Here is a 25,655-nt window from a genome sequence, read left to right on the forward strand (position 1 = left end):
CGTGAGTTCGCATAGGCTGTCCTGGTTCTGTGCCCCGCGCCCCGCGCGCTGCGACTCCCGAAACGAGACCAAGCGAGCCCGTGAAGCTATTCGTCCAGATCCCCTGCCTCAACGAGGAGAACACCCTCGCCAGCGTCATCGACTCCATCCCGCGGGAGATCGACGGCATCGACGAGATCGAGATCCTCGTGATCAACGACGGCAGCACCGACCGCACCGTCGAGGTCGCCAAGGAGCACGGCGTCAAGCACTTCGTGCACCACACGACGAACATGGGCCTCGCCCGCTCGTTCCGTGACGGCGTCGACTACGCGCTGCTGCACGGTGCGGACATCGTCGTGAACACCGACGGGGACAACCAGTACCCGCAGGCACAGATCGCCGAGCTCGTGCAGCCGATCCTCCGGAAGGAAGCCGAGATCGTCATCGGCGACCGGCAGACGCGCACCATCGAGCACTTCTCCGGCTTCAAGAAGATCATGCAGCGCTTCGGCTCGTGGGTCGCCAGCCGCGCTGCCGGGCTCGACCTGCCCGACGCGGCCAGCGGGTTCCGCGCGTACTCGAAGTACTCGCTCATCCGCCTGAACATCGTGACGCGCTTCAGCTACTGCATGGAGACCATCGTGCAGGCCGGCTACAAGCGCCTGGCGATCGCGTCGGTGCCGATCACGACGAACCCGAAGACCCGCGAGTCGCGGCTCTTCAACAACATCTTCCAGCACATGTTCGAGTCCGGCTCGGCGATCGCCCGCGTCTACCTGATGTACCGGCCGATGGCCCTGTTCCTCTGGGTCGCCGCGGTGCTCGGTGCGCTCGGACTCTGGCCGCTCATCCGCTACCTGGTGCTCCTGGCGATGCAGACCGGCGGCAACCACCTGCAGTCGATCATCCTCGGTGTCGTCCTGCTCATCACGGCGCTCCTCTCCATAGTCATCGGCGTCGTGGCCGACCTCACCCGCCTCAACCGCACGCTGGCCGAGGAGCAGCTCGACCTGCAGAAACTGCAGCGGTATGGCGACTGACACGGCACCGGCCGTGTCGCGCTCCGACGTCCGACCCGCGGTCGGGCGGCGCGAGCGCATCATCGTGATCGCGTTGACGGTGGCGTTCGCCGCCGTCCTCGCGGTCTGGGCCGTCGTCACCACGACGTACAAGGCCCCGGACGAGCCGACCCACGTCGATGCGGTGCTGCACCTGGCGATCGGTGATGGCTGGCCCGCGCCCGGTGCGATGCACTACCTCAACGCGGTGCACGACACCCAGATCAGCAACATGCGGCAGTCGACCGACGTGAACCAGACGTGGGGCGAGCTGCTCCGCGAGTTCCCGGGCGTGCACCCGACGAGCATCGACCAGATGTCGCAGCACCCCGCCACGTACTACGCCCTGGCCGCCGGGGTCCTGCAGCTGGTGCACTTCGAGGACCTCCGCTGGGACCTCGCCGTCATGGTGCTGCGACTGTTCGACGCCCTGCTCGTCCTGCCGCTGCCGTTCCTGGCGTGGGCCACCGTGCGTCGGCTGACGCGGTCACCACGGGCCGCCCTGGTCGGCGGTGCGGCGGTGTTCGCCCTGCCCGAGGTCGCCTCGATCGGCACCTCGGTCACGAACGACGCGCTCATGCTGCCGCTGGCCGGGGCGCTCGTGTACTTCGTGGTGCGGCTGCTCACCGGCGACCTGCGGGTGCGCACGACCATCTGGATCGGGCTGCTGCTCGGCGCGATGCTGCTCGTCAAGGGCACCGCGCTCCCCGCGATCCCGTTCGTGGGCATCGCCGTGATGGCCGCCGGCTGCACCCGGGCGACCGTCTGGCGGAACGCGCTCCGGACGCTGTGGACCCTGGGGCTCGCCGCCGTCGTCGGCGGCTGGTGGTGGCTCCGCAACATCCTCGTGTACCGCGACATCCAGCCGGACGGCATGGCCGGCGCACGTCCGCCGATGCCCTTCCCGGCCGGCACCGCGGCCAGCCCCGAGGTGTTCCTCCGCGACTACTGGAACGGCGTCACCCGGACCTTCTGGGGCAGCGTCGGTGGTCTCACCCAGTTCCAGCTCGCCCAGGTCCTGATCGACGGGCTGACCATCGCGTCGCTCGTCGGCATCGTCGTCTGGGGCTTCCGCCGCGGCCCGTCGCTCCGCCCGGCGATCGTGCTGGCGTCGTTCCCCGTCATCCTCATCGCCCTGCACCTGCAGAGCGGGTGGGGCGGGTACGTCCGGAGCACCATCGTCGCCGGCACCCAGGGGCGCTACTACTACCCCACGCTCATCGCCCTCATCGCCCTGAGCGCCCTCGCCTGGCGCCGGGTCACCGTGACGGCAGCCGGCACCACCCGGCTCGCCGTCGGGATGTCGATCGCGGCGATGGCCATCGCGCTGTACGGCGTCGTCTACGCGCTGCGGGCCTTCGGGCGCGACGCCGCCTTCTGGGTCGACGAGTTCGCAGTCGGCCGGTTCGACCGCTACGGCATGGTCCCCGCCGGCACGAACTTCACCCTCGTCGCCGTCGCCGCGGTCGCACTGACCGTCACCGCCGTGCTGCTCGTCCGGTTCATGCGCCGTCCGGAGGTGCCCGCGTGAGCGCCCCGCGACCGCTCGTCGGCCGGCACGAGTGGGTCCTGCTCGGCACCGTGACGCTGGCCTGGCTCGCCTTCCTGCTGACCTTCGCCCTCGTCACCCCGGCCTTCGGGGCACCCGACGAGCCTGCACACGTCGACGCCGCGTTCCGCCTCGCGCTCGGACTCGGCTGGCCGCACGGCGGCGAGATGCACTACCTCGCCGCCGTGCGGCAGATCGTCGAGCACCCGGCACCGGCCATCGACCGCCCCACGGTCGACGCGCTGCTGGCGGCCGTGCCCGGGGACTCCCCCGCGATCGACCCGATGTCCCAGAACCCGCCGACGTACTGGTTGGTGGCCGCCGGGATCCTGCGCGTCATCCGGTTCGGCTCGCACGACTGGGCGACCTCGGTGCTCGTGCTCCGCGTGTTCGACGTGCTGCTCGTCACCGCGCTGCCGGTCCTGGTCTGGGCGACGGTCCGTCGGGTGACCCGCTCGCCCCGCACGGCACTCGTCGCCCCGGTCCTGCTCTTCGCCGTCCCGCAGCTGGCGCAGGTCACCTCCGGCGTCACGGTGTGGGCACCGGTCGTGCTGCTCGGCGCCGTGCTCGTCTGGCTCAGCGCACGCGTGCTGACCGGCGACCGTTCGTGGTGGACCACCGCCGGGCTCGCCGTCGCCGTCACCGGGCTGGCCGCCCTGAACGCGCTGGGGCTCCTGGCGATCCCGTTCGTCGTCCTCGTGTCCGCCCTGGCACCGGGCCGGACGTGGGGCCGCCGGGGCCTGCACGCCGGCGTGGTCGTCCTCGCTGCCGTCGCCGTGTCCGGCTGGTGGTGGGTGCGGACGCTGCTCGTGAGCGGGACGCTCCTGCCCGACGCCCTGCGCGCCGTCACGACCGTGCAGCCGTACCCGGCGGGCGGTGCGAACCCCGGGGCGTTCGCCGGGCGCCAGTGGGACGGACTGACCGCCTCGTTCTTCGGCGCACTCGGTGCGAACCAGTGGCCGCTGCCGGCGATGGTCATCGACACGCTCGCGGTCGTCGGACTGGCCGTCATCGGGTGGTCGTACGCCCGCCGGGCTCCGGGCCGCCGGGTGACCACGATCCTGCTCGTCTGGCCGACCGTCGTCCTCGTCGCCACCCTCGCCTACAACTGGCGGAACTACCTCGGCACGCACCAGGGCAACGGGCTGCAGGGCCGGTTCCTGTTCGTCGCGGTCGTCGCGCTCGTGCTCGCACAGGCGGTCGCGTGGCACGCCCTCGTCGTCCGTCCGGAGCTCCGCCGACGCCTGGCCCGGCTCGCGGTCGTCGGTTCGCTCGCCATCGGCACGTACGGCATCGGCCTGACCTACCGCGGCGGGTGGGAGAACACGCAGTTCCGCATCACGCCCGGCGGGATCTCCGCGATGGCCGGCGGCGCGGTCGCCGGGCCGTTCGCGATCCTGCTGGTCGCAATCGTGTTCGCGGCCGCCGCCGTCGCGACCGTCGTCCTGGTGTGGCGGACCGTCGCCGAGCCGGGAGCACCCGCCACCGCCGCCGAGCCCGCCGACCCCACCAGCGGCCCGCTAGAATCGCCGCCGACCCACGAACCGACCGTCAGGAAAGAGAACTCGTGAAGATCCTCGTCACCGGAGGAGCCGGCTTCATCGGCTCGAACTTCGTCCGCCGCACGCTGGAGGACGCGTACCCCGGCCTCGAGGGCGCCGAGGTCGTCGTCTACGACGCACTGACCTACTCCGGCAACGAAGCGAACCTCGCCCCGGTCGCCGACTCCCCTCGTTACACCTTCGTGCACGGCGACATCCGCGACGCCGCGAAGCTCGACGAGGTCGTCCCGACCGTCGACGCCATCGTGCACTTCGCCGCCGAGTCCCACGTCGACCGCTCGGTCCGTGACTCCGGCATCTTCGTCGAGACCAACGTCGTGGGCACCCAGCGCCTGCTCGACGCCGCGCTCCGCCACGGCACCGAGCGCTTCGTGCACGTCTCCACCGACGAGGTCTACGGCTCCATCAGCGAGGGCTCGTGGGACGAGGAGCGCCCGCTCGAGCCGAACTCGCCGTACTCGGCGTCGAAGGCCGGCAGCGACCTGCTCGCTCGCAGCTACCACCGCACGCACGGGCTGAACCTCTCGATCACGCGCTGCTCGAACAACTACGGGCCGTACCACTTCCCCGAGAAGGTCATCCCGCTCTTCGTCACCAACCTCATCGACGACGTGCACGTGCCGCTGTACGGCGAGGGCAACAACATCCGCGACTGGCTGCACGTCGACGACCACACCCGTGGCATCGCGATGGTCCTGACCCGTGGCCGCGCCGGCGAGATCTACAACATCGGCGGCGGCACCGAGCTGACCAACAAGGAGCTCACGCAGCTGCTGCTCGACGCGACCGGCAAGGACTGGTCGTACGTCGACCGCGTCGCCGACCGTCTCGGCCACGACCTGCGCTACTCGGTCGACATCTCGAAGATCCAGGCCGAGCTCGGCTACGAGCCGCTCGTGCCGTTCGAGCAGGGCCTGGCCGACGTCGTGCAGTGGTACCGCGACAACCGCGCCTGGTGGGAGCCGCTCAAGCAGCGTGCGGCCCTGAGCTGAACCGGCACACCGTGACCAGGTACCTCATCACCGGCGCCGCCGGCATGCTCGGCCAGGACCTCCAGGCCGCACTCGCCGGCCGCGACGTCACCGCGCTGTCGCGGGCGGACCTCGACATCACCGACCCGGCCGCGGTGGACGCCGCCGTCGCCGGGCACGACGTCGTGGTCAACTCCGCCGCCTACACGAAGGTCGACGACGCGGAAGACCACGAGGACGACGCCCACGCGGTCAACGCGACGGGGCCGAAGCTCCTGGCCGAGGCCGCGGTCCGCCACGGCGCGAAGCTCGTCACCGTGTCGACCGACTACGTCTTCGACGGCAACGGCACCGCGCCCTACGCCGAGGACGCCCCGACCGACCCGATCAACGCCTACGGCCGCACCAAGGCCGCCGGCGAGGCGTTCGTGCGCGCGATCGCCCCGGACACCTCGTACGTCGTCCGCACCGCGTGGATCTACGGCGCGCACGGGCCGAACTTCGCCGCGACGATGCTCCGGCTCGCGGGATCGCACGACACCGTCAGCGTCGTCACGGACCAGGTCGGCCAGCCGACGTGGACGGGCGACCTCGCCGCGCGGATCGTCGAGCTCGTCGACGGGGACGCCCCCGCGGGCATCTACCACGGGACGAACGCCGGCCAGGGTTCCTGGTTCGACTTCACGCAGGCCATCTACCGCGAACTCGGGCTCGACCCGGAGCGCGTGCTGCCCACCGACAGCGCCGCCTTCGTCCGGCCGGCGCCGCGCCCGGCGTACAGCGTGCTCGGCCACGACGGCTGGTCGCGTGCCGGACTCGCGCCGATGCGCGACTGGCGCGACGCGTTGCACGCTGCGGTCGCGGCGGGTGCGCTGACCGCGTAGGCACGGCTCTCGACCGGGAGGCGCGGGTCGGGTTCCGCACACCGCGGACCCGACCCGCGCCTCCTGTCCGACCACCGACCGCGCCCAGGGGGCGCCGGGACCACCCTGGTAGTGTCGGGCAGCCGAGCGCGGGGCCGGCCCTCGGCCCCCTGACCACGGGTCCACGAACCACGACGAGGAGCACAGCACCATGACCACCCTCCACGTCATCGTCGACCAGATCGTCGCGCCCGTGCCGGGCGGCATCGGGCGCTACGCCGAGGAGCTCGCGCGACACCTCGTCGAGCACGCGCCGAGCGGCTGCGAGGTCGCGGGTGTGGTCTCCGCCGTCGGGTCCGACGAGATGGCGCACCTGCGGACGCTCCTGCCCGGACTGTCCGACCTGCAGCGACTGCCGCTGCCACGTCGTGAGCTGTCGCTCGCCTGGCAGGGCGGGTTCGTGGGCGGCATCGCGAAGGGCATGGTGCACGCGCCGAGCGTGCTCGCACCACTGGTCAAGCACGACCGTTTCCAGGACCCGGGCCGGCAGACCGTGGTGACCGTGCACGACGTGGTGCCGTGGACCAACCCCGAGACCCTCACACCGCGCGGCGTCCACTTCCACAAGGCGATGGTGAAGCGGGCGTGGAAGCACGCCGACGCCGTCGTGGTGCCGACCCACGCCGTGGCGGGGGCGCTGAACGAGATCCACCGGTTCGACGACCGGCTCCGCGTGATCGGCGGTGCCCCGAGCGGACGCCTCCGCCTGCCCGTCGACGCCGACCTGCGCGCCGAGCGCCTCGGCCTGCCCGACCGCTACGTGCTCGCGGTCGGCACGCTCGAGCCGCGCAAGGCCCTGGCGTCCCTGATCGAGGCGATGGCCCACCCGGATGCCCCCAGCGACGTGCCCCTCGTCATCTCCGGTCCGGACGGCTGGGGCGACATCGACGTGTACGGCACCGCGGAGCGCGCGGGACTGTCGCGCGACCGGGTGAAGGTCCTCGGCCGCATCGACGACGCGGACCTCGCGGTGGTCTACGACCGTGCGACGGTGTTCGTGTTCCCCAGCCTCGCCGAGGGCTTCGGCCTGCCCGTGATCGAAGCGATGAGCTTCGGCACCCCGGTGATCCACTCCGACGACCCCGCCGTGGCGGAGGTCGCGTCGGACGCCGGCGTCACCGTCGCCCGGTCACCGCGGGAGTCCTACCCCGCACGGCTCGCACAGGCCGTCTACCAGGTCGTGAACGACCCGCAGCTGTCCAGCCGGCTGGCCGTGGCGGGGCCGGACCGCGCACGCATGTACGACTGGTCCGACTCCGCCGCGGAGACCTGGCAGCTGCACGCCGACCTCTGACGGCAGGAGCGCGTCAGCCCTTGTACGTGTAGGTGCTGACCCAGTCGATGTACAGGTGCCCGGCGTCGCCCCAGTCGCCCACCTGGAACATGTAACGGTGTGCGGTCTTCGGCACGTCGTAGGTGATCGTCTTGATCACCTTGCCGTCGAGGCGGTACCGCACGGACTTCCCGGGCACCCACTCGATCGAGTACGTGTGCCACGAACGCCACGAGACGCCGGTGCTCATGCTCGTCGCGTTGGCCTCCTGGCCCGCGATCATCGAGTGGTGGTGCAGCATCGGCTGCTGGTCGAAGTTGGCCTCGGGGTAGTCGATCTCCCCGTCGGCCCAGCGGTCGGACGACGGCCAGAGCATGAAGGCCGCGCCGTTGCCGGCACCGCCCGTTGCCTTGGCGCGGACGATGAACTTGCCGCCCTTGTGGCCCCAGGCTCCCGTCGGCGTGCCGAAGGTGCCGGCGGCGCCGTGCTTGCCGTCGAGCTTGACGTCCATGTACCCGTTGTGCGAGCTGATCTGCGAGCCCGAGTAGTACATGCCGCCGGTCCCGTCCGGGTACGGCTGCCACGAGTTGGCGTACTTCTTGGCGAAGGCGCCCTTCGCGCTGGCCGCGGCGCTGAACTGCTCGCGGAAGGTCTGCTTGAAGTTCCCGACGTCGCCGAGCGGTGCCGAGCTGGCGGTCGCTGCGGTCCCCTGACCGAGCGGCCCGGCGACGAGTGCTGCTCCGAGGAGCACGACGGCGAGTGCGGCCCTCCTGGTGGTGCGTTTCTGCATGAGGTCGGTCACTCCCTGACGTGACTGTTCGCACCCGTTCCCGTGGGTGCCGGGCGGCCGGATCTCGGCTACCCGGCGTTCACGGTAGTTGCTGTCCACAATCTGCGCCTGGGGGTTGACACTTCAGCGCACCCCCAGTACACGGGGCTTGCGCGAGGATCAGCCGTCGGGCAAGAAGTCCTGGTCAGTGCGCGTGGCGTGGCGTCGGCATCGGTCGGATCAGCCGCGCGCCGACGTCGGGTGGTGGGGTCAGGGACGTGCGCGACGGTGTCGAGCGACCACGGCGACCACGACGGCGGCCACCACGGCGAGGACGGCGACGACCGCTGCGGCTTCGGCGACGTGGAGCGCCGCGAACCACGAGTCGAACTGCGACTTCGTCGCCACGACGTCCTGGCCCGCGCCACGGAACCACCCCGCCACGGGGTTCACCGGACCGGCCGCGCGCGCAGCGACCACGCAAACCACCGCGGCGACCACGGCGACCGCGGAGAGGACGAGGACGGGGACGGCGCGGTGCATCCCGCTACCGTAGCGCGGCGCGGACCCCGCAGCGGCGGCCTCAGAGCGAGTCGCGGAGGCGCGCCGCCTTCTCCTCGACCAGGCGCTCGAGCCCGTCGGCGTACTCGGTCAGGCGAGCGGCGACGACCGGCTCCGAGGAACCGATGATGCGCGCAGCCAGCAGACCGGCGTTGGCGGCACCGTTGATCGCCATCGTCGCGACCGGGATACCCGCCGGCATCTGCACGATCGAGAGCAGCGAGTCGAGGCCGTCGAGACGCGCGAGTTGCACCGGGACACCGATCACCGGGAGCGTCGTCATCGAGGCGACCATGCCCGGCAGGTGTGCCGCGCCACCGGCCCCGGCGATGACGACCCGGATGCCACGGGCGGCGGCGCCGCGGGCGAAGCGGGTCATCTTGTCCGGGGTGCGGTGCGCCGACACGACGTCCGCCTCGAAGGGGATGCCGAGTTCGGTGAGGATGTCCGCCGCGGCCCGCATGGTCGGCCAGTCGGAGTCCGACCCCATGATGATCGAGACGAGCGGCTGTGCGGGTGCGGCGGTGTCGGTCACGCGACGAGCCTAGCCGAGCAGCACGCGTCGCCAGGTGTCGCCGTCACGGCCGATCGTGCGGTCCTCGGCGACCCAGCGGGCCGCCCCCTCGTCCGCCCGGCCACGGTCGACGGCGGTCCGCACGGCGTCCCGCCACGCCGACACGTCGTCCGGCACGGCCACGGCCCCGTGGGCCCGTGCGACGGCGTAGGACGGACGATCCGACACCACGGCGGGCAGCCCGAGCGCGGTGTACTCGAGGAACTTCAGGTCGCTCTTCGCGCGGTTGAACTCCTCGTCACGGAGCGGTGCGACGCCCGCCCGCCAGCGCTCCCGGTGCGCCACGAGCCATCGGGAGAACGCCGGGTAGTGCCCGTCGGGGACCTCGACCCGGCGGAACCAGTCGGCACCGCCCTCGTCGGTCACCCCGATGACCTCGAGCCGGATCGGGGTGCCGTCGGCGGTGGTGAGGTCGGCGAAGACGTCACGCAGGAGTTCGAGGTCCGCGGCGTGGGTGAGCGTGCCCATGTACAGCACCCGGTGCTCCCCCGCGGGCCGTTCGTCGTCGTCCGCGGTGGGGCCGGCAGTCCAGATCGTCGGGTCGAGGGCGTTCGGCACGACGACGACGTCCCGCGCCACCGGACGGACCACGTCGGCGAGTTCGGGCGTGCTCACGACGACGGTGTCGGCACCGCGCACCAGGGCATCGATCGAGGCGAGCCGGTCGGGGTCGTACTCGGCGCGGGCCAAGCGGGCGCGTCCGGACTCGGTGAAGAAGTCGTCGTCGACCTCGGCCACGACGTGGATGCCCCGGGAGGCGGCTGCCGCCAGGAAGGGCTGCACGTCGGCACGGGGAAGGATGTCCCGCTGCACCAGGAGTGCGGCGTACGGCGCCTGGTCGGAGCCGTCGACGAACGCCGCCGGGTCCACCTGGCGTACCTCGGCGGTGCCGCTCGCAGCCAGGTGCTCGGTGCGGCGGACGACACGGACGTGTGCCGAGGCCGGGTGGGCGCCGCCACCGCCCGCGACGACGTACCCGAGGACGGGCAGGGGCGCCGGCTGTGGCGGGGCACCTGCGACGGCGCGGCGCAGGCGTCCGGCGGCCCGGCGGACGAGATCACGCGGCATGCGCCCATCCTCTCGCACCTGGCACCTGGCACCGTGCGAGGCCAGTCACGAACGGTGCGGGGTTCCGTGCGCGGTGCGAGCCGCAGAGCCTCCCACCGACGACGGAACCTCGCACCGCACGGCGGACGCCGCACGGAGAACGCCGCACGGAGAACACCGCACGGCGGACGCCCCCTCAGCGCACCGTCACCGTCCGGCACGGCGATGCCCTGCGGTCCGCTCCGCTCCCGGTGTTGTGGACGATCGCGCAGACGGTGTGCTTGCCGGCCGCAGCCCGGACGGTGCCCGCGAAGCCGTGCGAGCCACCGGAGCCCCAGGTCGCGTCCACGTCGGCACGCTTCCGACCGGCGTCCAGCGACGTCACCCGCTTGCCGTCGACGGTGATCGCCACCCGGCTCGCCGAGGCCACCGCGTCGCCGTCGAACGCCCAGCCGCGCACCGCGATGCCCCGGGTCGCGGCCTTGGCGGACTCCAGTTTGGCGTACGGGTCGTGCCGGTAGGCGCGGACGGTCGAGCAGCCGAGCGGGGTGTCCGACCCCGCGCCGATGTTCACCGCGGTGACGCAGACGCGGCGAGCGCCGGCCGCGGTGGGCACCACGACGTCGAAACCGTGGGTCGCGCCGACCCCGAAGCGCGCGTCGACGTCCGGCCGGTCGAGCCCGGCGGTGGTGACGCCGGCCGAGACGCCGTCGACGGTGGCACGGACCCGCACGGGCTGCGTGGGGTCGTCCTCGTCGTAGGCCCACCCGGACACGCGGACGCCGCCGCCGGCTCCGGCGACGGCCTCGAGCGTGCCACGGGGGGTCAGGTCGGCGGCGGGCACACCCAGGCGTGCGTTCGCGACGAGGGCCTGGGCGTAGGTCGAGAACCACTTGCCGGCGGCCGGGGCCCCGTTGCAGGTGCCGTCGCTCGCGCCGGGGGTCTTGACCCACAGCAGGGCGTCGAGCGCCGTGCCGTCGGAGACCACCCGGGGCGAGGTGCCGAGCCCGGCCCCCGGCCCGTTGCACCAGGTGCCACGCCAGCCCTGCCCGTTGCGCGAGGTGTCGATCACGTAGTGCGAGCCCCCGGTGGCGGCGGACACCTTCTGCGCGTACGCCTGCTCCTGGGCGGTCGGGTAGTAGTTCGCGACGTTCGTGAAGAACCCGCGGGCCTGCTGGACGCCCGCGCTGTTCAGCCGCGACGCCATCAGCGCGGGCTGCACCCAGTTCGAGTTGCCGGCGTCCAGGTAGGCGGGGACTCCGGCGGCGGTCAGCCCGGCGACGGTGCGGGACAGGATCCGGTATCGCTGCTCGTCGAGCGCGGTGCTGCACTTGGCGTTGCTGAGCATCGCGAGCGAGTCCGGTTCGACGATGACGGCTGCGCGGTGTCCCGCCAGCGCCGCGGTGACCTGGTCGACCCAGGCGTCGTAGGACCCCTCGTCGAAGCCGCCGGCGGAGTACCCGCCGCAGTCACGGTCGGGGATCGCGTAGAGCACGAACACGGGGGTGGTGCCGGACTGTTCGGCACCGGTGAGGGCGGTGCTGATGGTCTTGGTCAGCTGCGTCCCCTGGCTCCAGTCGCCGAGCCAGGTGGCGACGGGGTACCCGGCGATCTTCGCCGCCGCAGCGGCCCCGGCCGGGTCGGTGGCGGCCAGGGCGGCCTGCGCCTTCGCGGCCTCGCTCGTCGGCGACCGGTACGGCCCGGCGCCGTAGAGCGACGCGGACGTGGCCGAGCGGATGGTCGAGGCCGAGGTCGCTGCGGACGCGGTCGCGGTCGGCAGCAGGCCGGCGACGGCTGCGACGAGGGCGATGGCTGCGCCGCAGACGGCGGCACGACGCGGACGGCGGCGCATGGGGACTCCCTGGACGGTGGGCACGGACTGTACCAGGGGAACATGCGCTCCCAGCCCCCGCCAGCCTCCCGAGCGGGTGCCACCCGAGGGGGTGTCCGCAGAGCGACCGACAAGTGTGTCCCGCACCCGTGACGGACGGGAGGCCCGTGGCGGCGTCGCCACGGGCCTCCCGTCCGTCAGCCGGTCACGTCGAGGACGCGACCCGGTGTCGCGGACACCGGCTCAGTCGTCGAAGTGCGCCGCGGCCGCGCGGGCGCGGTAGACGACGTCGTCGACGTCGTCGCCGAGCACCGTGACGTGCCCGATCTTCCGGCCGGGCCGGGGCGCCTTGCCGTAGAAGTGGTACTTCGCCTCGGGGAAGGCGTCGAGCGCTGCGGGGTACCGGGCGGCGAGGTCGCCGTCCGCGGGTCCGCCGAGCACGTTGACCATGACGGACGCGGGAGCGAACGAGCCGGTTGCTCCGAGCGGCAGGTCGAGGACGGCGCGCAGGTGCTGTTCGAACTGGCTCGTGGTGGCGCCGTCGATGGTCCAGTGCCCGGTGTTGTGCGGACGCATCGCGAGTTCGTTGATGAGGATGCGCTCGTCGTCGGTCTGGAACAGCTCGACCGCCAGCACACCGGTCACACCGAGTTCCTCCGCGATGCGGACGGCGATCGACTCAGTCAGGTCGGCGATCCGGCCGGCGCTGTCCGGGGCCGGTGCGATGACCTCGGCGCAGACCCCGTCGCGCTGCACGGTCTCGACGAGCGGCCAGGCGACGACCTGCCCGGAGGGACGGCGTGCCACGGACTGCGCGAGCTCACGGGTGAAGGGGACGAGTTCCTCGACCAGGAGCGCCTGGTCGCCGCCGGCCTCGGCCACGGCGATGAACCAGTCGTCGACGTCGGACGCGTCGGAGACGACCCGGACGCCCTTGCCGTCGTACCCGCCCCGCGGCGTCTTGACGACGGCACGGCCTCCGTGGTCCGCCAGGAACGCTCGGAGGTCGTCGGGCCCCTGCACGGCGGCCCAGTCGGGCACCGGCAGCCCGAGTTCGCTCAGCCGGCGACGCATGGTGATCTTGTCCTGGGCGACGGCCAGCGCGTCCGGTCCGGGGTGGACCGACACGCCCGCGTCGACCAGGCTGCGCAGGACGTCCTGCGGCACGTGCTCGTGGTCGAAGGTCACGACGTCGACCTGTCGGGCGAACTCGAGCACCGTGGCGGCGTCGTGGTAGTCGCCCTCGGCGGTGGCGGCGATCGCGGCGGACATGCCCGGCCCCTCGGCGAGCACCCGGATGTCGATCCCCAGTTCGACCGCGGCCGGCACCATCATCCGTGCCAGCTGTCCCCCACCGATGACCCCGACGCGCAACGCCATGCTGTGTGATCCTTCCGGCGCTCCCACCGTGCGGTGGGAACGCGTTGTCTACAATCGCTGTTCGGGTCGCGCTCTGCACGACCGGTCACAACTCTACTGATCCTGGAGGGCTCGTGCGGCGCCTCATCGCCCAGCTGGCACGCTTCGGCGTCGTCGGTGCCGTCGGCTTCGTCGTGGACACCACGGTGTTCAACGTGCTGCGCATCACCGTCCTGAACCCCGAGGACGTCCACTCGGGGCCGTTCTGGGCGAAGGTCATCTCCACCGTCGTGGCGATCTTCGTGAACTGGATGGGCAACCGGTACTGGACGTTCCGCGAGCAGCGTCGCGCCGTGGCCACCCGCGAGGGCATCGAGTTCGTCGTCGTGTCGCTCGGCGGCATGGTCATCGCACTCGCCTGCCTCGGGGTGTCCCACTACGCGATGGGGCTCACCTCGGTGCTCGCCGACAACGTCGCGAACATCATCGGGCTCGTGCTCGGCACGGTCTTCCGGTTCTGGCTCTACAAGGTCTGGGTCTACCACCCCGAGCGCACGGCCACGCAGTCGGCCGCCGCGGACGAGTCGGTGTCCGACGGCCCGCGGGTCCCCCACGACGTCTGACCTAGGATCGGTGGGGTGACGGCCGAGACGACCACCACCCCCGCCCCACCCCGCACCGCGCGCTGGGAACGTGTCGCGATCGCGGTGATCACGGCGACCTTCGGACTCTGGCTCGTGGCGTGGGCATTGCTCGTCCCGGTGTTCGAGGCCCCCGACGAGACCGCGCACATCGACGCCGCCGTGCACGTCGCCCTCGGTGACGCCTGGGCGGCCCCCGGCGAGCTGCACGTCACCAACGCCGTGCAGGCTGCGAAGGTCGAACAGGCGACGAAGCCGTCCGACGAGTGGTCGACGGTGAGCGAGCTGCTGCAGAACGCACCAGGGCCCTCGGCGACGGTCAACCAGATGACCCAGCACCCGCCGACCGCCTACCTGGCCGGCGCCGCCGTGCTCCGGGCCGTCGACTTCGGCGAGCTCCGCTGGGACCACGCGTTCATCGCCCTCCGCCTGGCCGACGTGCTGGCCGTCACCGCGCTCCCCCTGCTCGCCTGGGCGTCGGTGCGCCGGGTGACCCGCAGCCCCCGCGCCGCGTTGATCGGGGCCCTCGCCGTGTTCGCGACGCCCGAGCTCGCGTCGATCGGCTCGTCGTTCTCGAACGACGCCCCGGTGCTGCTCGTCGCCGGGATCGTCGTCTGGCTCGCCACCCGTCTGCTCACCGGCGACACCCGCTGGCGCACCACGATCGCACTGGCTGTCGTGCTCGGGGCCCTGGTCTGGATCAAGGGCACCGGGTTGCCGGCGGTGCCGTTCGTCGCGGTGGTGGTGCTGTTCGCCGGCGCCGGGGTGCTCTCCCTGCGGCAACGGATCGTCCGCACGGTCGTCACGATGGCGGTCTCCGGCGGCATCGGTGCCTGGTGGTGGCTGCACAACCTCGTGTCGTACGGCCGGATCCAACCGAACGGCTACACGGCGATGCGGCCCCCGAAGGACTTCCCCCCGGGCGAGAGCCCCACGCTCGGACACTTCCTCGACGTCAGCTGGGGCACCCTGTCGCGCACGTTCTGGGGCAGCTTCGGCGGTCGCGCCCAGGTGACCATCGGCGACCTGCTCACCGCCGTCCTGACCCTCGTCGCCCTCGTGGTGCTGGTCGGCTGGGCGTTCCGCCGGGGCCCGGACCTGCGGGTGGCCCTGTGCCTCGCGGTGTTCCCGGCGCTCCTGATCGGCATCCAGAACCGCACGAGCGCGCACTCGTACCTCACCACCACCGAGGTCGCCGCCACCCAGGGCCGGTACTACTTCCCCGCGATCGTCTGCCTGATCGTGCTGAGCGCGCTCGCGTGGCGACGACTGGTGCCGGCCGGCCGGGCACGCACCTGGGCCGCGGTGGCGCTGGCCGTCGTGCTGCCCGCGGTGGGCGTGTACGGCTTCGCGGTGGCGTCGGCCTGGTTCTGGAACGCGGCGCTGTTCCCGGTGACGGGCCGCGGGCTGCTGCGGTACTCCGAGATCGGGCCGGTGCCACCCGCGGTGCTCGTGGTCGTCGTGGCCCTGGTCGCGGTGGGGCTCGTCGCGTCGGTCCTGCAGGTCGCGCGCGCCGATCGTCGCGCCCTGCCGACGACGGTTCCCGTCCGCTGACACGCCCGGCTGCGGAGCGCCGCGGTGGCACGACGTGCCGCAGGCGCGGCCCCGAGGGGTCGCGAACTGTCGGCAGGCGCGGCCGCAGCCGACACTTCGTGACCCCTCGGCGGACGGCGCGCGGCGTGCAGTGGGCGCACCCACGAGACGGACGGGAGGCCCGGTGCCAGCTGGCACGGGCCTCCTGTCCGTCGTCACGCGCGACCGGTGCCCCACTCCGTGAGCAGGAATGGTCGGGTCCGTCATCCGCACCCGACCATTGCTGCTCACGAAACGCTGCGCGCGCCGCGCGTCAGGCGGCGGGGACGCCGCCCTCGACCGCGGAGGGGTCGTCGGTCGGGCGGTTGCGCCGGAACCACGTGGGGGCCGCAGCGCAGAGCAGGAAGAGTCCGTCGACCGCGAGGCTCCAGACACGGGTGACGACGACCACGACCAGTGCGATGGGCGCCGGCATGACGAGCGCCAGCAGGAGGGCTTGCACGCCCTCCCGGACGCCGAGTCCGCCGGGGGCGAAGACGGCCAGCATGCTGATCGCCGAGGCCATGCTCGCGGCACCGATCACGAACGCCGCGTCGGTGAGCTTCAGCGACGGGTACACGCCGAGGGTGATGAAGTAGTACGCCGTGCCGGACAGGACCGCGCCGGCGACGTAGAGCCCGGCTCCACCGAGGACGGTGCCGAGGTTCGGACGGACGTCGGCCTCGAGCGGCTTGCGCCGCAGGATCTTCAGCGCGATCCCGATCAGGAACACGAACACGCGCGGGATCAGGCAGACGACGCAGCCGACGAACGCCGCGATCATCAGGACGATGAGCCACGGGTCGAGGTTGTGCGTCCGCGGGTCGATGAGCAGCAGCACGAGCGCCAGGGCCAGCGTGGCGGCGATCTGCAGGGCGCCCTCGAGCAGCCCGCTCACGCCGAGGCGGGCCTTCGAGACGCCGTGCTTCGAGGCGAAGTAGACCTTGCCGATGATCCAGGTCGCGGCACCGGGGATGTAGCGGCCCATCCAGGACTTCGCGTACACGTAGGTCAGGGTGACGCCGCTGCCCTTGAGCCCGGTCGCGCCGAGCCGTCGCAGCAGGTAGAACCAGATGCCGACGCCCCAGTACCGGAAGCCGAGGCTGATCACCGTCGCGAGGATCACCCACGACCACTGCCAGTCGAGCCCGGCGAGCTGGCCCCAGTCGACGCTCCGGACGTACAGCACGAGGAACACCGCGAGCAGGACGTAGAAGGCGATGGGGATCGCCTTGCCGAGGAACCGTCGTCGCTTCGACGGACGCTTCCCCTCGGGCGCGGGGGTGTCGCTGGTGCTTGCGGACAAACGGGTCTCCTGCTCAGGTCACGGGCTCAGGTCATGGTAGACGCTGGGGCGGGCCGCTCCCTGCGGTGCTGCCGCAGGGAGCGGGTGCCGGGGACGTCACCGGTCGAGCGTCACCGGGCGAGCTTGACGATCTGCACGCGGCAGGGGATCTCCGGGTCGGTGGAGCGGTCGGCGCTGCACGAGATCGTCGCGTTGTAGGTGCCGACCAGCTTGCCGGCCACCGAGTAGTCACGCGCCGGGGCGGTCGCCGGGTCGAACTGCACGAAGTACTGCACGCCCTCGTCGATGAACAGGTTGCGCATCGCGTCCGAGTGGTACGTGTAGCCCTGACCTGAGCGACCGTACACACGCGTGTCGGTCAGGAACGCGAGCGAGGAGAGCGAGCGGTAGTTCGAGCCGATGACGGTGGCGTCCTCGGGCAGGGCGCCGCTCGCCCGGATCTGGTCGGCGAGCCGGACGATCTCCGGCACGTCGGTCGGCCCGAAGACGCGCAGCGCCTCGGTGCGGTTGACCGACGGGTAGAACGGCGCCGGGGACCCGAACCAGTTCTGCGTGTACGAGGCGATCGGCACGACCGCGATCGCGACGCACGCCACGATCGTCCGGACCACACCCCGACGGCGCACCAGCCGCCAGACGGCCGGCAGCATGAGCGCCCCGATCATCGCCGTCAGGTAGAACAGCGGCCAGTAGTACCGGGCGTTGCCGCCGCCGCTCGACGACGAGGTGATCATGCCGTAGCCGACGAAGTACACCAGCGTCGTCGCCGCGACGATGCAGGTGAACGCGTAGCGGCGGAACCGCACGACACCGATGACGAGGGCGGCCGCGAAGAGCAGAGCGATGGGTGCCGCGAACGGGGCGAAGGTGCTGATCTTCTGCAGGTAGTACGGCAGGGCGAGCATGCGCTCGTGCAGGTAGTACCCGGCGCGGGCCGCGATGCCGGACTCCTTCGTGACCTTCGGCGCGGTGTCCTCGGTGGTCGACTGCGTGGGCGGCGGCACCACGGCGGGGTCCGGGTTGTCCATCGGGCCCTGCTTGTAGACCGACGGGGTGAAGTCCTCGTTGGGCGAGAAGGCGTGGTCGTTGGGCGGGACCGGCAGGAACGGCCAGTCCGTGGCACGGCCGCCGTCGTCGAACTTCGAACCGATGTTGACCGACAGCGACGACCCGAGCGTCACCGTGCCGTACTTGAGGGTCAGTGCGCCGACCCACGGGGCGATGACGACGGCGAACACGACGATCGTGGCCACCGGGGCCGTCCACCAGTGCCGGACCGGCTCGCGGCGGCGGCGGGCGGACCAGACGCGCAGCAGCAGCCAGAGGATCACGGCGCCGACGGCCACGGGCAGCAGGAAGAGCTTGGTGAAGTACCCGAGCGCGGCCACGACGCCGAGCACCGCGCCGGAGGCGACCCGCGCACGCGTCGAACCGTGCAGCGCCTGGTCGGCCCACCGGAGCGCCCAGAGGAACCCGACGATCCACGCGACGACGAGCAGGTCCGGGGTCTGCACCGACACGGCGCTCATCAGGGCGGGGATCGCGGTGACCATGAAGAGCACGGCCGGGACGATGCGGTGGTTCTGCGACCAGACCAGCCACCCGCCGATGCCGAGCACGACGGCCACGGCGAAGCAGTTCACGATCGCGAAGGCCGTCTGCATGCCGAGCCCGAGGGCGATGAACGGCGCCATCATCCACGAGACCAGCGGCGACCAGTACGCGTTGATCGCGTCGGGCAGCCAGCCGTTCGCGTACTCGCGCGCGATGCCCATGTAGGAGATGCCGTCGACGTTCGTCACGCCGAGGCGGTTGTGGTATGCCACGGCGGCGCTCAGGGCGACCCCGATCACCACGAGGACGCCCAGGATCAGGGGTGCGACGACGTGCCGGTACCGTCGCGCACCCGCCCCCGAACGCCGTCCTGCGGGCTCGTGGGTGCTCTGCGGTGCTGCGGTCGTCGTCACGGTCACGTGCTTCATCATGACATCCGTTCGCTTGCCGGACCGCACCGAGGCGGATCGCGGGCCCCGCTCGGCGTGTGGGAGACTGCCGGGGACCCCGCTCCGACCACCTCGAGGACGTTCGTTGGCCACCGAAACCCGCGCAGCCGAATCCGCAGCCGAACCGACGGCGGCCGCTCCCCGCGCAGGGGGCCGGCTCGAGTTCCCGTACCTGGACGGGCTCCGCGGTCTCGCCGCCCTGGCCGTGGTGTTCTACCACGCGTACCTCTTCACCGGGACGACCGGCACCGGGCCGACCGAACTGCCGTGGCTCCGACCGTTCATCGGCTGGGGCTACCTCGGCGTCCCGCTGTTCATCGTCCTGTCCGGCTACGTCCTGATGCTGCCCGTCGTGACCCGGTTCGACCGCTACCGGTTACCTGGCGGCTTCTGGAAGTTCATCTGGCGCCGCGCCCGACGGATCATCCCGCCGTACTGGGCGTCGCTCGTCGTCTTCGCGCTCATCATCCTGTTCGTCCCGGTGATGGGGCAGCCCGGCGGCACCCAGTGGGACACGAAGCTGCCGATGGGCTGGGGCACGTTCCTCACGCACTTCTTCCTGGTGCACGACTTCTTCCCGCAGTACATCGGCAAGATCAACGGCCCGATGTGGACGGTCGCCGTCGAGTGGCAGATCTACTTCCTCATGCCGCTGCTGATCCTGCCGCTCTGGAAGGTCTTCGGCGGGTGGGCGACCGCGTCCTCGCTGGTCCTCATCGGCATGTGGATGGGCTCCGAGAGCCGCTACTCGTGGATGCACCCGTGGTTCGTCGGCCTCTTCGCGGTCGGCATGCTCGCCGCCGAGCTCACCGTGAAGGCCCGCGACGAGCACCTGACCGGCAAGCTGAACGCCTCGAAGCTCGGCGGGCCGCGGTGGCAGAGCGGCGTGTTCGTGGCCGCGATGTTCGTGGGCATGCTCCTCGTCTTCTTCCGAAACCGCGACTACTGGCAGCACCAGACCTGGCCGTCCGAGGTCGTCCTCGGCATCTTCGCCGGCATCCTGCTGACCTGGATGGGCCGCAAGGCGGTCACCGGGCAGCACACCTGGCTCGCACGGTTCTTCGCGTGGAAGCCCTTCGTGCTCGCCGGCCTCGTGTCGTACACGGTCTACCTCTTCCACAGCCCGCTGCTCGGACTCGGCAACCTGCTGCTCCTGCCGATGGGCCTGTACCCGAAGTGGCAGTTCCTGATGATGGTCTTCGTGGTGATCCCGATCACCCTGGCGATCTGCGTCGGGATGTGGTGGCTCGTGGAGCGCAACTTCCTGAACCGCCGGCAGAAGCACGCCACCCGCGAGGTCTCCTCGCGCGGGCGCCTGCCCGAGGTCGAGACGGACGACGAGGGCACCCGCACCGCCCGCTAGCCCCGACAGCCGACACTGCATCCGACGCTGCCCCTGTGCGCCTCACGGACAGGTGTCGCCGAGTCCGGGTAGCATCGCTCGGACCGCGGCGTGGGAGATCAGGCCCACGGCATCTCGACAGGGAAGACGAGACCACATGCGCGCACCCATCAGCAGGATCCTCGGGCTCGGCACCGCTGCCGCCGTCGCCGGGGTCATCACCTTCGGCAGTGGCCCGGCGGTCGGCGCGACCGCCACCGCCGCCGCAGGCACCGACACCGGTCAGCAGCTCTCCATCGCCGAGATGGACCGCACCGGCAACCACACCATGGGTGCCGGCATCGCCGCCCACGCCGGTGAGACCCACGTGACGACCTCCCCCGACGCGACCTCGGGCGGCGGCGTGAGCGCACAGTCCCTCAGCTCGTCGGCCGCTGCCGCCACCGCCGGCGGGCCGCCCCCCGGCCGGGTGCAGGGCTTCGACATCAGCGCGTGGCAGCCGAGCGTCAACTTCCTGCAGGCCTACCGCAACGGCGCCCGGTTCGTGTACGTCAAGGCGACCGAGGGCACCTCGTACGTCAGCTCCACCTACAAGCAGCAGTACGCCACCGCCAAGCAGCGCAACCTGTACCGCGGCGGCTACGTCTACGCCCAGCCGAGCCAGGCGAGCGGCGCCGCGACCGCGAACTACTTCTTCGCCCACGGCGGCCAGTGGAGCAAGGACGGCAAGACCCTGCCGCCGCTGCTCGACATCGAGTACGGCAGCGCCGCCCAGGGCACCTGCTACGGCAAGTCGTGGGGCGCGATGCGCACCTGGATCAAGGACTTCAACCGGACCGTCGTCGCCAAGACGGGTCGGTACCCCGCGATCTACACCACGACCGACTGGTGGAAGCGCTGCACGAACAACAGCAACCAGTTCTCGAAGAACCCGCTGTTCGTCGCGATCTACCCGGTGAAGAACTTCACCACCCCCGGCACCCTCGGACGCAGCTGGTCGAAGTGGACCTTCTGGCAGTGGGCGGCCAGCGGCACGCTCCCCGGCGACCAGGACGTCTACCGCAACGACATCACGTACCTGAAGCGCTTCGCGTCCCGGACGAGCTGACGCCCGTCAGGGACGTCGCAGCGACCGACGGCCCTGCCACCAGCCGACGGCGAACAGCACCGCGCCGACGAGCAGGAACGGCCCACCCGCGAAGACGAGGAACGCCGCACCGAACGGGAAGCTCCCGCCGGTCGCGGCGGACACGGTGAGGATCAGCGCCCCGGTTCCGGAGACGGCTCCGCCGATGGCGGCGGTGACGCCGCCGGCGACGGTGAGGGATCGACGCTCGGTCATGTCGTCAGCCTAGGGGCGCGCGCCCCCGGCGCTCGGCCACCACGAACGGACAGGAGGCCCGTGGCGGTGTCGCCACGGGCCTCCTGTCCGTCACGGGCGCGCGTTCGCACCCGCCGTGTCAGCGCACGGTGTCAGCGGACGTCGCGCGTCGCCTCGGCGAAGTCGGCGTCGAGGGCGGTCGCCATCCGGGCCACGCCCTGCGCGAGCTGCGCGCGGACCGCGTCGCGGTCCGCGTCGAGCGCCTCGAGCTGCGCCGTGACGTCGTCGACGAACGTGGGCTCGAGTGCGGCCTCGATCGGCTTCGAGTAGGCCTGCTGGCCCATCTGCTCGAAGAACAGCCGGCCCTTGTCGACGTAGTAGAGCACCGCGGCGGGGACCCCGGCGATGGTCGCGACGATCGCCGAGTGCAGGCGGCTCGCCAGGAACAGGCGGCTGCGCGACATCAGTCCGGCGTACTCGGACGGCGAGAACTCGTCGGCCTCGACCACGTGGGTGCGGTCGGCGTGCCGCATCAGGGCGATGACCTCGCGGGCGAAGGCGGCGTCGCCCTCGGACGCCTCCATGTGCATCGGGTAGAACACCACGTCGGCGTCCCAGCGGTCGATCACACGGTCGGCGAGGTCGGCGACGGCCTGCCGGTAGGTCACGAGCTTGTCGCTGTCGACACCGGTCTGGCGGAAGCGCTTCGGCAGGAAGCGGAACGGGATCCAGCCGCTGCGCTTGTAGTGGAACCAGCGACGGACGCCGAAGCCGATCGAGCCCTCGAGATGCTCGGCGGTCAGGCCGGTGGTGCGCTCGAGCCGCTCGAGCACGTCCGCGTCGGGCGGGGTGACCGTCCCGACGACCGCGGGGTCGAACGACGACACGATCGGCGTCTTCACGCCCCAGGACAGGAGCTTCTCGCGGGACTCGTCGTCACGGACGGCGAACGCGCTGCACAGGTCGACGGTGGCGCGGATCAGGCGCTTGCTGACCCCGGCGGTGGTCGGGCCGATGCCCTGGAACGCCCCGACGAGGTTCTTGTTGACCGCACGGACGAGCAGCATCTTGCCGAACCAGTACACGAGGCCGAGCTTGTTCGTGTAGTCCTTCAGTATCTCACCGCCACCCCAGAGCACCACGTCGGCGCCGCGGGCGGCACGGAGCAGCGCGAACAGGTCGCCGATGCCGGTGCTGTACGGGGAGACCGGCAGGAACCGGATCCCGAACCACGCGGCGTCCCGCTCGGGGTACTGGGACAGGGACACGATCTCGGCGTCCGGCCACCGGCGACGGACGAGCTCGACGTTGCCGGCGAGGATCGCCCGGTCCCCGCGGTTGTGGGGCGAATCGCTATTGTGGATCAGTACGCGCACGGGGTGAGAGCCTACCGGACCGTCCCCGCCAGCCCCGGAAAGGCACGATGTCCCGCACCACTCGCTCCGCCCGCTCCCGCCAGGACCGCCCCCGCCTGCTCGTCCTGGGCTCGACGTTCCCGGCCCGTCCGGACGACGGCGTTCCGGCGTTCGTGCTCGACCTCGCCCACCAGGAGGCCACCGAGTTCGACACCCTCGTGCTCACCCCCCGTGTGCCGGGTGGTGCCGCGAAGGAGCGCATCGGCGACGTCGCGGTGCGCCGCTACCCGTACTTCCCGCGTCGCTTCGAGGACCTGGCCGACGGCGCGATCCTCGACAACCTCAAGGAGCGGCGCTCCCGCATCGTGCAGGTGCCCGCACTGGTGCTCGCGCAGTACCTGGCCGTGCGGCGCGTGGTGCGCTCCGCGAGGCCCGACGTCATCCACGCGCACTGGGCCATCCCGCAGGCCCTCGTCGCGACGCTGGCCGCCCCGGGTGTGCCCGTCGTCGTCACGACCCACGGCGGGGACATCTACGCGCTCCGTGCGGCTCCCCTGGTCCGGCTCAAGCGCTGGATCTTCGGACGGTCGGCGCACGTCACCACGGTGAACTCCGAGATGCGCGAGCGCCTGACCGAGTGGGGCGTCCCCGAGTCGCGCTCGACCGTGATCCCGATGGGCGTCGACCTCGGCCCGGCCCGCGACACCCGCGCTCGTGTCGCACCGCAGGAGCACCACGTCGTCGCCGTCGGTCGTCTGGTCGAGAAGAAGGGCTTCGGCAACCTGATCGAGGCGCTCCGCGGCCTGGGCGACGACGTGCCCTGGCGGCTCACCGTGGTCGGCGACGGCCCGTACCGCGCCCAGCTCGAGCAGCAGGCGGCGGATCTGCCGGTGACGTTCCTGGGCCAGCGGGGCCGCACCGAGGTGCTCGAGACCCTCGCGTCGGCCACCGTCGTCGCGGTGCCGTCGATCCCCGCGGCGAACGGCGACCAAGAAGGCCTGCCGGTCACCCTGCTCGAGGCCGCGGCGGTCGGGGCCGCGATCGTGGCGAGCGACCTGCCGGGCATCCGGGACGTCGTGCAGGACGACGTGTCCGGCGTGCTCGTGCCCCCGGGCGACGTCCCGGCGCTCCGCGCAGCACTGCAGCGCGTGCTCACCGACGACGCAGCACGCTCGCGCTACCAGGAGCAGGCCGTCGTCTCGGCAGCGGAGTTCTCCACCGAACGGATCGGCGAGCGCTACCGGGCGGTGCTGCGCGCGGCCATCGCGTAGAGCACCACGACGGCCGCGGCGCACACCGCCGCGGCCGAGGCCGCGAGCACGACGACGGTGCCGGAGTGGCCGACGAGCTCGGACCCCGCGGTGTCGACGAGCGACCAGGCCGGCACGACGGTCGCCACGGCCCAGGCCAGTGCGACCCACGTGCCGACCCGGCCCCAGGCGAGGAACCCCGCCGACATCGCCAGCGCGATCGGCACCAGCACGGTGAGCGTGTAGCGGTTCAGCGGCGCCCCACCGCCGGTGGCGTAGCGGATCTCGACGGCGACGTAGAGCACGGTGACGACCACGAGCATCGCGACGACTATCCGGCGCGACCACCGGTCGTCGTCGGCCGGGGCCCAGGGCCGCAGGCGACGTGCCACCAGGGCGGCGACGAACAGCAGGACCGGCAGGAGCAGGAGCACCCACGGCAGCGGTGACGCGATGGGCAGTGCACCGCGGAAGAGCGCGAAGAGCTGGCGCCAGAACCCCAGCATCGAGACGACCTCGACCTCGGAGTAGTGCGGCCGGGGCGTGTACCCGGGCCATGCGGTCGGCCGGCCGCTGAACGAGCCGGTCAGCGCCTGGTTGCGCAGCCAGAACCACCCGGACGCGGCGGCCGCGGCGGCGAGGGGCACCGCGGCGACCACGACACGGGCACCGAGCCCCCGCAGGCGACCGAGCCGCACCGTCCGGGACAGCGCGAACGCGACGACCATCGCCACGAGCCAGAGCGTGAACGTCAGCCGCGTCGTCATCCCGGCGGCGGCGACGAGCGCTCCCCCGACCACGAGCCCCGGGCCGACCCCGGAGCGGAGCGCCGCACCGGCCACCCCGCACGCGAGGGCGCAGGTCAACGCCGCCAGCGAGTCGTTGTAGACGACGCCGCCCTGCACCACCAGGACACTGGTCGACGCGGTGACGACGGCGACGGTCGCGGGCAGCCGCACGACGCCCGGGAAGCAGCGCGACGCCGCCCACGCCGCACTCGGCACGACCGCTGCAGCGAACACGGCGTTGCAGAGCCGACCGGACACGACCGCCTGCACCGGGTGTCCGGCGTCCACCAGCGGTCCGATCACGGGGGCGAGCAGGGCGTAGTACAGCGGCGGGTGCTGGGCGACCCACTGCACGGGCGGCGTCCCGCCGAAGCCCGGCCGGAAGCGGATGCCGTCGAGCAGCACGGGCAGCTGCCCGTGCCACACCCGCAGCACGTAGTCCACGTGCGCGGACTCGTCGACGCTCGCGAGCGGCATCGACGAGAACGTCCGTGCCACCGAGGCGGTCAGGACGAGCAGCGTGGCGGCGAGGACGACCGGTGTCGCCCAGTCCCGGCCGCGGAACCCCGCGGTGAGCAGGGCGCGGATGCGGTCGGAACGCCGGGTGTGCTGCTGCAC

22 protein-coding genes are annotated in these 25,655 nt (G+C 71.9%); 11 read left to right on the top strand and 11 right to left on the bottom strand.

Features of this window, described 5'->3' with window-relative positions; translation table 11 throughout:
* Window positions 1-80 precede the first annotated feature (80 nt).
* From DEJ02_RS02625 to DEJ02_RS02650, 6 genes are all read left to right on the top strand, one after another.
* The gene (locus tag DEJ02_RS02625) at window positions 81-1,022 is read left to right on the top strand and encodes a glycosyltransferase family 2 protein (RefSeq protein WP_111029469.1); all 942 of its coding nucleotides are present in this window, start codon (window positions 81-83) and stop codon (window positions 1,020-1,022) included.
* Window positions 1,012-2,571 (top strand): glycosyltransferase family 39 protein, encoded by a 1,560-nt coding sequence (locus DEJ02_RS02630; protein WP_111031909.1) that lies wholly within the window; start codon window positions 1,012-1,014, stop codon window positions 2,569-2,571. The genes DEJ02_RS02625 and DEJ02_RS02630 overlap by 11 nt, the downstream gene beginning before the upstream one ends.
* Entirely contained in the window at window positions 2,568-4,160 is a 1,593-nt protein-coding gene (locus tag DEJ02_RS02635; RefSeq protein ID WP_111031910.1) for a glycosyltransferase family 39 protein, read from the top strand. The genes DEJ02_RS02630 and DEJ02_RS02635 overlap by 4 nt, the downstream gene beginning before the upstream one ends.
* Window positions 4,157-5,143 (top strand): dTDP-glucose 4,6-dehydratase, encoded by a 987-nt coding sequence (rfbB, locus tag DEJ02_RS02640; protein ID WP_071406432.1) that lies wholly within the window; start codon window positions 4,157-4,159, stop codon window positions 5,141-5,143. Before DEJ02_RS02635 ends, rfbB begins: the two co-directional genes overlap by 4 nt.
* 11 nt (window positions 5,144-5,154) lie before the next feature.
* Window positions 5,155-6,006 carry a dTDP-4-dehydrorhamnose reductase gene (gene rfbD / locus DEJ02_RS02645; RefSeq protein ID WP_111031911.1) on the top strand — a complete coding sequence of 284 codons (852 nt, stop codon included), beginning with the start codon at window positions 5,155-5,157 and terminating at the stop codon, window positions 6,004-6,006.
* A gap of 190 nt (window positions 6,007-6,196) precedes the next feature.
* Entirely contained in the window at window positions 6,197-7,339 is a 1,143-nt protein-coding gene (locus tag DEJ02_RS02650) for a glycosyltransferase family 1 protein (protein ID WP_111031912.1), read from the top strand.
* 13 nt (window positions 7,340-7,352) lie between these two features.
* Here the strand turns inward: DEJ02_RS02650 and DEJ02_RS02655 are convergent, their stop codons facing one another.
* The 6 genes from DEJ02_RS02655 to DEJ02_RS02680 all read right to left on the bottom strand — a co-directional run bounded on the left by DEJ02_RS02655 (window position 7,353) and on the right by DEJ02_RS02680 (window position 13,480).
* Window positions 7,353-8,120 carry a family 16 glycosylhydrolase gene (locus DEJ02_RS02655; protein WP_111031913.1) on the bottom strand — a complete coding sequence of 256 codons (768 nt, stop codon included), beginning with the start codon at window positions 8,118-8,120 and terminating at the stop codon, window positions 7,353-7,355.
* A gap of 237 nt (window positions 8,121-8,357) precedes the next feature.
* Complete coding sequence (locus DEJ02_RS02660) at window positions 8,358-8,630, bottom strand: hypothetical protein (protein WP_111031914.1); 273 nt, start codon at window positions 8,628-8,630, stop codon at window positions 8,358-8,360.
* Window positions 8,631-8,670: 40 nt separating this feature from the next.
* On the bottom strand, window positions 8,671-9,183 hold the full coding sequence (gene purE, locus DEJ02_RS02665; protein ID WP_111031915.1) for a 5-(carboxyamino)imidazole ribonucleotide mutase: 513 nt from the start codon (window positions 9,181-9,183) through the stop codon (window positions 8,671-8,673).
* Window positions 9,184-9,192: 9 nt separating this feature from the next.
* Window positions 9,193-10,290: a glycosyltransferase gene (locus DEJ02_RS02670; RefSeq protein WP_111031916.1), complete on the bottom strand. Its 1,098-nt coding sequence runs from the start codon at window positions 10,288-10,290 to the stop codon at window positions 9,193-9,195.
* Window positions 10,291-10,465: 175 nt separating this feature from the next.
* The gene (locus tag DEJ02_RS18600; RefSeq protein WP_111031917.1) at window positions 10,466-12,121 is read right to left on the bottom strand and encodes a glycoside hydrolase family 6 protein; all 1,656 of its coding nucleotides are present in this window, start codon (window positions 12,119-12,121) and stop codon (window positions 10,466-10,468) included.
* A 222-nt stretch (window positions 12,122-12,343) separates the two neighbouring features.
* A complete protein-coding gene (locus tag DEJ02_RS02680; protein WP_111031918.1) occupies window positions 12,344-13,480 on the bottom strand; it encodes a 5-(carboxyamino)imidazole ribonucleotide synthase in 1,137 nt (378 codons plus the stop codon).
* A 113-nt stretch (window positions 13,481-13,593) separates the two neighbouring features.
* Between DEJ02_RS02680 and DEJ02_RS02685 the strand changes: the two genes are divergently transcribed.
* Both DEJ02_RS02685 and DEJ02_RS02690 read left to right on the top strand, forming a co-directional pair.
* The gene (locus DEJ02_RS02685) at window positions 13,594-14,082 is read left to right on the top strand and encodes a GtrA family protein (RefSeq protein ID WP_111031919.1); all 489 of its coding nucleotides are present in this window, start codon (window positions 13,594-13,596) and stop codon (window positions 14,080-14,082) included.
* Window positions 14,083-14,097: 15 nt separating this feature from the next.
* Window positions 14,098-15,654, top strand: a complete 1,557-nt coding sequence (locus DEJ02_RS02690; RefSeq protein ID WP_111031920.1) for a DUF2142 domain-containing protein — start codon at window positions 14,098-14,100, stop codon at window positions 15,652-15,654.
* 292 nt (window positions 15,655-15,946) lie between these two features.
* Here the strand turns inward: DEJ02_RS02690 and DEJ02_RS02695 are convergent, their stop codons facing one another.
* Both DEJ02_RS02695 and DEJ02_RS02700 read right to left on the bottom strand, forming a co-directional pair.
* Window positions 15,947-16,978, bottom strand: a complete 1,032-nt coding sequence (locus DEJ02_RS02695; RefSeq protein WP_111029461.1) for a lysylphosphatidylglycerol synthase domain-containing protein — start codon at window positions 16,976-16,978, stop codon at window positions 15,947-15,949.
* A gap of 110 nt (window positions 16,979-17,088) precedes the next feature.
* Window positions 17,089-18,960 carry a glycosyltransferase family 39 protein gene (locus DEJ02_RS02700; protein WP_181440257.1) on the bottom strand — a complete coding sequence of 624 codons (1,872 nt, stop codon included), beginning with the start codon at window positions 18,958-18,960 and terminating at the stop codon, window positions 17,089-17,091.
* Window positions 18,961-19,066: 106 nt separating this feature from the next.
* Between DEJ02_RS02700 and DEJ02_RS02705 the strand changes: the two genes are divergently transcribed.
* Window positions 19,067-20,344 carry an acyltransferase gene (locus DEJ02_RS02705; RefSeq protein ID WP_181440258.1) on the top strand — a complete coding sequence of 426 codons (1,278 nt, stop codon included), beginning with the start codon at window positions 19,067-19,069 and terminating at the stop codon, window positions 20,342-20,344.
* Window positions 20,345-20,480: 136 nt separating this feature from the next.
* The gene (locus tag DEJ02_RS02710) at window positions 20,481-21,431 is read left to right on the top strand and encodes a GH25 family lysozyme (RefSeq protein WP_111031922.1); all 951 of its coding nucleotides are present in this window, start codon (window positions 20,481-20,483) and stop codon (window positions 21,429-21,431) included.
* A gap of 6 nt (window positions 21,432-21,437) precedes the next feature.
* Here DEJ02_RS02710 and DEJ02_RS02715 read toward each other — a convergent pair whose 3' ends face one another.
* Both DEJ02_RS02715 and DEJ02_RS02720 read right to left on the bottom strand, forming a co-directional pair.
* Window positions 21,438-21,665, bottom strand: a complete 228-nt coding sequence (locus DEJ02_RS02715) for a hypothetical protein (protein WP_111031923.1) — start codon at window positions 21,663-21,665, stop codon at window positions 21,438-21,440.
* 131 nt (window positions 21,666-21,796) lie between these two features.
* Window positions 21,797-23,020, bottom strand: coding sequence for a polysaccharide pyruvyl transferase family protein (locus tag DEJ02_RS02720; protein ID WP_111031924.1), 1,224 nt, complete (start codon window positions 23,018-23,020; stop codon window positions 21,797-21,799).
* Window positions 23,021-23,067: 47 nt separating this feature from the next.
* Between DEJ02_RS02720 and DEJ02_RS02725 the strand changes: the two genes are divergently transcribed.
* Complete coding sequence (locus tag DEJ02_RS02725) at window positions 23,068-24,270, top strand: glycosyltransferase (protein ID WP_111031925.1); 1,203 nt, start codon at window positions 23,068-23,070, stop codon at window positions 24,268-24,270.
* Here DEJ02_RS02725 and DEJ02_RS02730 read toward each other — a convergent pair.
* On the bottom strand, window positions 24,237-25,655 hold the full coding sequence (locus tag DEJ02_RS02730; RefSeq protein ID WP_111031926.1) for a hypothetical protein: 1,419 nt from the start codon (window positions 25,653-25,655) through the stop codon (window positions 24,237-24,239). The genes DEJ02_RS02725 and DEJ02_RS02730 overlap by 34 nt on opposite strands.

Source organism: Curtobacterium sp. MCLR17_042, from assembly GCF_003234695.1.
In the GTDB taxonomy this organism is placed as follows: domain Bacteria; phylum Actinomycetota; class Actinomycetes; order Actinomycetales; family Microbacteriaceae; genus Curtobacterium; species Curtobacterium flaccumfaciens.

Bases quoted from the DNA above. Each gene is read 5' to 3' on its own strand.
- DEJ02_RS02725 (WP_111031925.1), top strand. From the start codon at position 23,068: ATGTCCCGCACCACTCGCTCCGCCCGCTCCCGCCAGGACCGCCCCCGC.
- DEJ02_RS18600 (WP_111031917.1), bottom strand. From the start codon at position 12,121: ATGCGCCGCCGTCCGCGTCGTGCCGCCGTCTGCGGCGCAGCCATCGCC.
- DEJ02_RS02715 (WP_111031923.1), bottom strand. From the start codon at position 21,665: ATGACCGAGCGTCGATCCCTCACCGTCGCCGGCGGCGTCACCGCCGCC.
- DEJ02_RS02650 (WP_111031912.1), top strand. From the start codon at position 6,197: ATGACCACCCTCCACGTCATCGTCGACCAGATCGTCGCGCCCGTGCCG.
- DEJ02_RS02700 (WP_181440257.1), bottom strand. From the start codon at position 18,960: ATGAAGCACGTGACCGTGACGACGACCGCAGCACCGCAGAGCACCCAC.
- DEJ02_RS02680 (WP_111031918.1), bottom strand. From the start codon at position 13,480: ATGGCGTTGCGCGTCGGGGTCATCGGTGGGGGACAGCTGGCACGGATG.
- DEJ02_RS02710 (WP_111031922.1), top strand. From the start codon at position 20,481: ATGCGCGCACCCATCAGCAGGATCCTCGGGCTCGGCACCGCTGCCGCC.
- DEJ02_RS02630 (WP_111031909.1), top strand. From the start codon at position 1,012: ATGGCGACTGACACGGCACCGGCCGTGTCGCGCTCCGACGTCCGACCC.
- DEJ02_RS02660 (WP_111031914.1), bottom strand. From the start codon at position 8,630: ATGCACCGCGCCGTCCCCGTCCTCGTCCTCTCCGCGGTCGCCGTGGTC.
- DEJ02_RS02670 (WP_111031916.1), bottom strand. From the start codon at position 10,290: ATGCCGCGTGATCTCGTCCGCCGGGCCGCCGGACGCCTGCGCCGCGCC.